General features: G+C 56.9%; 9 protein-coding genes and 1 pseudogene. 5 read left to right on the top strand and 5 right to left on the bottom strand.

Annotation, left to right across the window (positions count from 1 at the left end; genetic code table 11):
* Positions 1-62 precede the first annotated feature (62 nt).
* The 3 genes from ACRESJ_RS10585 to ACRESJ_RS10595 all read right to left on the bottom strand — a co-directional run bounded on the left by ACRESJ_RS10585 (position 63) and on the right by ACRESJ_RS10595 (position 2,447).
* The gene (locus tag ACRESJ_RS10585) at positions 63-1,556 is read right to left on the bottom strand and encodes a YifB family Mg chelatase-like AAA ATPase (RefSeq protein ID WP_431757856.1); all 1,494 of its coding nucleotides are present in this window, start codon (positions 1,554-1,556) and stop codon (positions 63-65) included.
* A 150-nt stretch (positions 1,557-1,706) separates the two neighbouring features.
* A complete protein-coding gene (locus tag ACRESJ_RS10590; protein ID WP_431757857.1) occupies positions 1,707-1,877 on the bottom strand; it encodes a hypothetical protein in 171 nt (56 codons plus the stop codon).
* Between the two features lie 36 nt (positions 1,878-1,913).
* Positions 1,914-2,447: an N-acetyltransferase gene (locus ACRESJ_RS10595; protein WP_431757858.1), complete on the bottom strand. Its 534-nt coding sequence runs from the start codon at positions 2,445-2,447 to the stop codon at positions 1,914-1,916.
* 247 nt (positions 2,448-2,694) lie between these two features.
* Between ACRESJ_RS10595 and ACRESJ_RS10600 the strand changes: the two genes are divergently transcribed.
* Complete coding sequence (locus tag ACRESJ_RS10600) at positions 2,695-2,958, top strand: HigA family addiction module antitoxin (protein WP_431757859.1); 264 nt, start codon at positions 2,695-2,697, stop codon at positions 2,956-2,958.
* A 10-nt stretch (positions 2,959-2,968) separates the two neighbouring features.
* On the opposite strand, the gene ACRESJ_RS10605 is transcribed toward ACRESJ_RS10600, so the two are convergent.
* Positions 2,969-3,490, bottom strand: coding sequence for a BRO-N domain-containing protein (locus ACRESJ_RS10605; protein WP_431757860.1), 522 nt, complete (start codon positions 3,488-3,490; stop codon positions 2,969-2,971).
* A gap of 369 nt (positions 3,491-3,859) precedes the next feature.
* Positions 3,860-4,120 (bottom strand): accessory factor UbiK family protein, encoded by a 261-nt coding sequence (locus tag ACRESJ_RS10610; protein WP_041071977.1) that lies wholly within the window; start codon positions 4,118-4,120, stop codon positions 3,860-3,862.
* 417 nt (positions 4,121-4,537) lie between these two features.
* On the opposite strand from ACRESJ_RS10610, the gene glnK reads away from it, so the two are divergent.
* From glnK to ACRESJ_RS10630, 4 genes and pseudogenes are all read left to right on the top strand, one after another.
* A complete protein-coding gene (gene glnK / locus ACRESJ_RS10615) occupies positions 4,538-4,876 on the top strand; it encodes a P-II family nitrogen regulator (protein ID WP_002555808.1) in 339 nt (112 codons plus the stop codon).
* 35 nt (positions 4,877-4,911) lie between these two features.
* Positions 4,912-6,249 (top strand): ammonium transporter, encoded by a 1,338-nt coding sequence (locus ACRESJ_RS10620; protein ID WP_431757861.1) that lies wholly within the window; start codon positions 4,912-4,914, stop codon positions 6,247-6,249.
* Positions 6,250-6,465: 216 nt separating this feature from the next.
* Positions 6,466-6,891, top strand: a complete 426-nt coding sequence (locus ACRESJ_RS10625; protein ID WP_431757862.1) for a secondary thiamine-phosphate synthase enzyme YjbQ — start codon at positions 6,466-6,468, stop codon at positions 6,889-6,891.
* A 101-nt stretch (positions 6,892-6,992) separates the two neighbouring features.
* A pseudogene (locus tag ACRESJ_RS10630) lies at positions 6,993-7,072 on the top strand (transcriptional regulator SutA); the annotation flags it as partial.

The following is a 7,072-nucleotide window of genomic DNA, read 5'->3' on the forward strand; positions in this document are numbered from 1 at the left end:
GTGTATGCAGATCCATTGTGGGAGCGAGCCTGCTCGCGATGGGGGCGACTCGGTCTCAAGCCTCACTGAGTCGCCGGCCGATATTGCAACGCCTCCGCCAGATGCCCCCGGCTGATCTCATCGACCTGCTCCAGATCGGCCAGCGTCCGTGCCACCTTCATCAACCGATGTGCCGAGCGCAGCGACAAGGTCAGCCGCTCACACGCCGACTCCAACCAACTCTCATCGGCTGTGGATAACTTGCAGTGCCGCCTTAACCCCGGCAAATCGAGGAAGGCATTGGCGCAACCCTGACGTTTTTGCTGGCGCTCGCGGGCTTCGGCGACTAGAGCCGCCGCGGTGGCACTGTCCTCACCCGGCTTCACCGCCGGGTTCAAAGCGGTGGCTTCCCGTGCCACCGTCAGGTGCAGATCGATCCGGTCCAGCAACGGCCCCGACAGTTTATTGCGATAGCGCTGCACCATGTCAGGCGTGCAGGAGCACCGCCCCGTGGGTTCGCCAAGATATCCACAGGGACAGGGATTCATCGCCGCCACCAGTTGAAAGCGCGCCGGAAAGCGCACGCGTTCCTTGGCTCGGGAGATCACGATATGCCCGGACTCCAGCGGCTCTCTCAGAACCTCCAGGACCTTGCGATCAAATTCAGGAAGCTCGTCCAAAAACAGCACACCGTGATGGGCCAGGGTGATTTCACCGGGTTGCGGTTTGGAGCTGCCACCGACCAACGCTGGACCCGAGGCCGAGTGATGAGGTTGGCGGAACGGTCGCTGCGGCCAATGGGTAAGTGGTGCGCCGCTGGCGACCGATTGAATCGCCGCCACTTCCAGTGCTTCGTGCTCGGTCAGCGGAGGCAGCAACCCCGGCAATCGACTGGCCAGCAATGTTTTGCCTGTTCCCGGTGGACCGCTGAAAAGCAGGTTATGCGCCCCCGCAGCCGCTATCAGCAACGCGCGCTTGGCGGCCAGTTGGCCCTGTACTTCATTGAGATCTGGATAAGGTTTGGCGGCGTGGATCAGGCCGTCCGAGACATAATGTTCAACCGGCGTATGGCCGTTGAAGTGCGCCACTGCTTGCAGCAGGTGATCCACCGCAATCACCTTCAGTCCCGACGCCAGACACGCCTCCTCGGCATTCGCCCGCGGCACCAACAGCGTACGCCCGGCCTTGCGCGCCGCCAACGCTGCCGGCAGCACACCGCGCACCGGCCGCACCGCTCCGGACAGCGCAAGTTCCCCAAGGCATTCCACATCATCGAGCGTCAGTGCCGGTACCTGCACGCTGGCCGAGAGAATCCCCAAGGCAATCGCCAGATCGAACCGCCCGCCGTCCTTGGGTAAATCCGCAGGCGCCAGATTCAACGTGATCCGCCGCGCCGGAAATTGCAGTCCGGAATTGATGATCGCGCTGCGTACACGATCTTTGCTCTCCTTCACCGCAGCCTCCGGCAAGCCGACCATCGTCAAGGATGGCAAACCATTGGCCAGATGGACTTCAACGGTAACGGCGGGAGCATCCACGCCAATCTGGGCGCGGCTGTGGACAATGGAGAGTGCCATGATCGTTCCTTGAAATGACTGGGGCCGCTTCCTGCGGGCTTTTCAAGGGTAGACATGAGATGGGATTTTCGCGGGGCGATGGCGAGAGCAAACCTTCGCAGGATGTTGCCAGCTGTAGGAGACAAGCCCGCTAGTTCTTAGAGGATAGATTCAGGCCCTTTTACCGGCTAGCAGACCGGAAGGCTCAAGTTCTTTGCCATGAGTCGCAGCGATTTCAAGAAATCGCTGTTGATTGGCTGACATGTCACCAGCGAGCCGACGCGCTTCAATGTGAAGTTCGGCAATGAGTAACAGTTTGGCTTTTCGTTTTTTGTGAATCATGGAAACCTCCTGTTAATGGAGCTGGGATCGATACTATTAATCGGCAATGTAAATGACAAGCCGGTTGGTCTGGTCAAACTGGAACCCGAGATCCTGATAGTAGGGGACGACATTTGTGTCTGGATCCTGAATCTCTATTTCATTACAACCCAGTATTCGTGCGTATGCATCCGTAGCAAACAGGGCCATCGGGGCGATCCAGCCTCGAAGTGGATGTGATCTGTCTGGGTGTCCCTGTAAAAGAATTATTTTGATGCAAATAGTGCTTTTACGAGGGGTCGCGTAACAAAGGCCACAAAGCTTCTGTTCATACCAGATTGCCAAATCAAGACCCTTGTCATCCTTGCATTTCCAATCCGGGATTCTTTCCCAAGGGTAAATTGCCGGCTCCATCCATAGGTGACATTCACGAATCGCTGAAATTGTTATTGGGTCGAATCTGATCGCTGCTGCATTGATGTCAAAAAATTGAGTTTTACAGCTTTTGATAAAGTTTTCGTACGCGAGCTTTCGTGCATTTGATTTCGCAATTTGATCGCGAAGTTCGGTGCTCTTTCCTTTTCTTCTCATCGTTTACGTCATATCGGATCAAGGCGTAATAGCGTAATGACGCGGGGCGTGGATATGTAATTGGCCAAAGGGGGCTGTGCTTGTAGGATCGTACTTATGTAGGTGAGGAATCTGCCCGGGTAGAAAATTTCTGTAGGACGGTGCCCAAACTGTTGAAGGACATCGGCGAAAGAGGCTGAGAGGGATTGTTTTGCGATAGCTGATGCCTCAGCTTCGCTGCGCACTACAGCCCTCCCCGGAGACAAAAATGAACCGTAACGGTATGCGCCCGATCCATCCCGGCGAGGTCCTGAGCCAGGAGTTTATGAAGCCGCTGTCCATGACTGTTTCAGATCTGGCCGTGCCGATGCATGAACCTGAAAGTGAAATCCTCAAGCTTGTTCAATGCCAGATTAGGATCGACGCCGATCTGGCGATCAAGCTTTCCATTCTCTTCAACACCACGCCCGAATTCTGGATGAGCCTTCAATCGACCTACGATTTGCGCAGGGCGCAGATCAGGCGTGGATGACTTTCTGAAATTAGAGCGACTGCAACATTCGTGAGGCGCGTTTCCACCATGGCCTTGTCATCGTTCGCTCTGCTTGCTGCTCATCAGCCATCATCTGCGGCACATCCTGCAACCGTATCCACGGTTGGTTATTCCAATGCAACAAACTCAACGACATATCCGGCCAATTGAGCAGGCTCAGTTGTGGGCGTTCGGTTGTGGTCGGGTGTTGGGCGTCGCGCAGGGTAGGGACGACTTCGTGGGTGAGCCATTCGCGCAAGGCTCGGTATTCGGGGCAGTAGTGGTAGATGAGCATGGCGTAGACGCCGGATTCGCTGATGAGCAGGGTGTTTTCGATGTGGTTGTAAATAAGGGTTTTGGCGGTTTGGTGTTGGTCGGGGTCGAGTTTTCGCAGAAGGCGGTCGTTGAGATGGATGCGCAGCAGGCGGCCGAGGTCGCGTGCGCTGAACCAGGGTTGGTTTTCGATCAGAAGGGCGTGGAGGTGGAGTTTGTGGCGGGTGAAGACATTAGGAGTTAGATAGTTTTCTTCCATGGTGCAGTACTCAAGTTCGCTTGTTGATCACTGCCATTTATCGTCGCCAAACAATAAAGGGTGGCAGCTGCGTGCGGGTTGGCGAGCCGGCCAAGCGAATACCGGCAGACCCGAAGGTCTCCCACACACAGCCGCCATAACTCGAATCGGGAGAAGAGTTACCCGGATTTCGAATGCGGTCGCTATGCGTTGCTTGGTCCAGGTCGCCAAACCCAGTGCTGAACATTCAGCAGGGGATGAGCATAGAAACTGGAGCCTTCGCGAAGCAATCGGACGGCGGTGTGATTTTTGTAGGACGTTGCCCGGATTGTTGAGGGGCTGAGGATCAAAAGATCGCAGCCTTCGGCAGCTCCTACAGGGTTTGAGGTGTTACTCGGCTGGTGGTGTGAGCCTGGCTTCCAGCTCGGCGACTTTGGCTTCGAGGCTTTCGAGGCGAGCGCGGGTGCGTGCCAATACAACCATCTGGCTGTCGAATTCCTCGCGACTCACCAGGTCCAGTTTACTGAAGGCGCTTTGCAGCAGCATTTTGAACTGGCTTTCGATTTCGGCTTTCGGCAGCGGGGTGTCGCCGCTGAAGAGGCGGGAGGCGGTGCCGCTCAGGGCGTCGAGGAAGTCTTTGGGCGCGAGCATGGTGAGTGTCCTGATATCGATGGCGGGCAGTGTATCACGCACCCTCTATGGTCATTTCACGAGCACAGGATGCACGCTTTTCGCGCATCCGGATGAACGGCGTCGCACCGTTGTTGTGCGTATCTTGCCGGGTGTTGTCGCTAAGTGGCGGGCATCCGCGGGCAAGGGCTTGAAAATAGTGGAGTTTGTGGAGATGGCAAGCTTTCTGCAAAGACACCACTAACCCATGCACTGATGCAGTCGCTGTGACGAATGCAGTGCGCCAGGCGCAACGCGGGGAGCGTTTCGCAAGGAGCGGTGAGCGACGTCGGATGGGTGGGTAAGGCCGACGAAGCGTTACAAAGCCAGGCACTGCGCTTAGACTTGAGACGGGTTTGTTTTCCTGGGGCAAGTCCACCAATTCGGGAGAGAGTTTTCATGAAGCTAGTCACTGCCATCATCAAGCCGTTCAAATTGGACGACGTGCGCGAGTCGTTGTCCGAGATCGGCGTGCAGGGCATTACCGTTACTGAAGTCAAAGGCTTCGGACGGCAGAAGGGTCACACCGAGCTGTATCGCGGCGCGGAATACGTGGTCGATTTCCTGCCAAAGGTGAAGATTGATGTCGCCATTGACGACAAGGATCTGGACCGGGTCATCGAGGCGATAACCAAGGCGGCCAACACCGGCAAGATCGGTGACGGCAAGATCTTCGTGGTCAATCTGGAACAGGCGATTCGCATCCGTACCGGCGAAACCGATACCGACGCAATCTAAGCCGCCACAAACCCAACGCCCCAGGAGAAAACAAAATGACTCTGCGTAAATTCGCAGGGCTAGGAGCCCTGTTGTCTATCGTAATGCCAAGCCTGGCAATGGCGGCAGACGAAGCGGCAGCCCCAGTCCTCAATTCCGGCGATACCGCCTGGATGCTGACCTCCACAGCCCTCGTGCTGTTCATGACCATTCCCGGCCTTGCGCTGTTCTACGGCGGCATGGTTCGGTCGAAAAACATTCTTTCCGTGATGATGCAGTGCTTCGCCATTACCGGTCTGATCAGCGTTCTGTGGGTCATTTATGGCTACAGCATCGCGTTCGACACTACCGGCATGGAGCAGGGCGTCGTCAATTTCAACTCCTTCTTCGGTGGCATGGGCAAGGCGTTCCTCGCTGGTGTCACGCCAGCCAGCATTACAGGTCCCGCGGCGCTCTTCCCTGAGGCGGTGTTCATCACCTTCCAGATGACCTTCGCCATCATCACCCCGGCGCTGATCGTCGGTGCCTTCGCCGAGCGCATGAAGTTCTCCGCGATGCTGGTGTTCATGGGTATCTGGTTCACCATCGTCTATGCACCGATCGCACACATGGTTTGGTCCGGTAACGGCGGCCTGATGTGGGACTGGGGCGTGCTGGATTTCGCCGGTGGCACCGTGGTGCACATCAACGCTGGTATCGCCGGTCTGGTGGCCTGCCTGGTACTGGGCAAACGCAAAGGCTTCCCGACCACCCCGATGGCTCCGCACAACCTCGGCTATACCCTGATGGGCGCCGCGATGCTATGGATCGGTTGGTTCGGCTTCAACGCCGGTTCGGCTGCAGCCGCCAACGGCACTGCCGGCATGGCGATGCTGGTGACCCAGATCGCAACCGCCGCTGCTGCACTGGGCTGGATGTTCGCCGAGTGGATCACCCACGGTAAACCAAGCGCACTGGGTATTGCTTCGGGTGTGGTTGCCGGCCTGGTCGCCATTACTCCGGCTGCCGGTACCGTTGGCCCGATGGGCGCATTGGTGATCGGTCTGTCTGCTGGCGTGGTGTGCTTCTTCTGCGCCACCACCCTGAAACGCAAATTGGGCTATGACGACTCCCTGGACGCCTTCGGCGTGCACGGTATCGGCGGTATCCTTGGCGCTATCCTGACGGGTGTGTTCGCTGCACCATCGCTGGGTGGCTTCGGCACAGTGACCGACATTGCCGCACAAGTGTGGATCCAGTGCAAAGGCGTAGGCTTCACGGTGATCTACACCGCGATTGTCACCTACATCATCCTCAAGGTCCTGGACGCTGTCATGGGCCTGCGCATTACCGAAGAAGAAGAAGCAGTCGGCATCGATCTGGCGCTTCACAACGAACGCGGCTACAACTTGTAAGCACGCGCACGAGAAAAACTTGCCCGGCTTGCCGGGCATTTTTTTGTTTGCGATTTGTCATTAACGGTGCAGCTGAAAGGTTTTTTCTTACAGCTTTTTGAGTGTTTGGGACGGGCGTTTTACTGCGGTCAAAGGCTTACGTAATTGAAGGATGATCAGGGCCTTTGTTTTTTCCCTGAGCGCGCTAGAATGCGCCCCGAAGGTGCGGAGATCTGTATGTGGCAGCAGACTTTGATAACCCTGCGGGCGAGGCCCCGGGGCTTTCATCTGGTAACGGACGAGTTGCTCGCCGGCCTGCCTGAACTCAGGGCATGTCGGGTCGGTCTGTTGCATTTGTGGCTGCAGCATACCTCGGCGTCGTTGACCATCAACGAGAACGCCGATCCGGCGGTACGTCGCGACTTCGAACGATTTTTCAATCGTCTGATCCCACAAGGAGCAGATGGCTATGAGCATAACGACGAAGGCCTGGACGACCTCCCGGCGCACTTCAAGGCCAGCGTGCTTGGCTGTCAGCTCAGCTTGCCGATCTCGGCAGGTCGACTGGCGTTAGGGACTTGGCAAGGTGTTTATCTGGGCGAGCACCGTGATCATGGCGGTGCTCGTAAAGTCCTCGCCACCTTGCACGGTGATGGGGCATAACCGCTGGTCAGCAGCGGCTATTGATTTTTTTCCGGCACCCTTCGACAGAGGGCTAAGCTGGGCTATAACTAATCTGCTTTTCGCAAGTCATGAGGTAGAACATGAGCGACGATGATCTGGAAAACGACGACCTCGAAGTAGGCGACGACGACGAAACCGAAGAAGGTCTGGAAGCAGCGGC

This window comes from Pseudomonas sp. (genome assembly GCF_050739655.1).
GTDB lineage: Bacteria > Pseudomonadota > Gammaproteobacteria > Pseudomonadales > Pseudomonadaceae > Aquipseudomonas.

What these genes read in the sequence shown, in the direction of transcription:
- ACRESJ_RS10585 (WP_431757856.1), bottom strand. Translation starts at nt 1,556, where the DNA reads ATGGCACTCTCCATTGTCCACAGCCGCGCCCAGATTGGCGTGGATGCT.
- ACRESJ_RS10620 (WP_431757861.1), top strand. Translation starts at nt 4,912, where the DNA reads ATGACTCTGCGTAAATTCGCAGGGCTAGGAGCCCTGTTGTCTATCGTA.
- ACRESJ_RS10605 (WP_431757860.1), bottom strand. Translation starts at nt 3,490, where the DNA reads ATGGAAGAAAACTATCTAACTCCTAATGTCTTCACCCGCCACAAACTC.
- ACRESJ_RS10590 (WP_431757857.1), bottom strand. Translation starts at nt 1,877, where the DNA reads ATGATTCACAAAAAACGAAAAGCCAAACTGTTACTCATTGCCGAACTT.
- glnK (WP_002555808.1), top strand. Translation starts at nt 4,538, where the DNA reads ATGAAGCTAGTCACTGCCATCATCAAGCCGTTCAAATTGGACGACGTG.
- ACRESJ_RS10610 (WP_041071977.1), bottom strand. Translation starts at nt 4,120, where the DNA reads ATGCTCGCGCCCAAAGACTTCCTCGACGCCCTGAGCGGCACCGCCTCC.
- ACRESJ_RS10595 (WP_431757858.1), bottom strand. Translation starts at nt 2,447, where the DNA reads ATGAGAAGAAAAGGAAAGAGCACCGAACTTCGCGATCAAATTGCGAAA.
- ACRESJ_RS10600 (WP_431757859.1), top strand. Translation starts at nt 2,695, where the DNA reads ATGAACCGTAACGGTATGCGCCCGATCCATCCCGGCGAGGTCCTGAGC.
- ACRESJ_RS10625 (WP_431757862.1), top strand. Translation starts at nt 6,466, where the DNA reads ATGTGGCAGCAGACTTTGATAACCCTGCGGGCGAGGCCCCGGGGCTTT.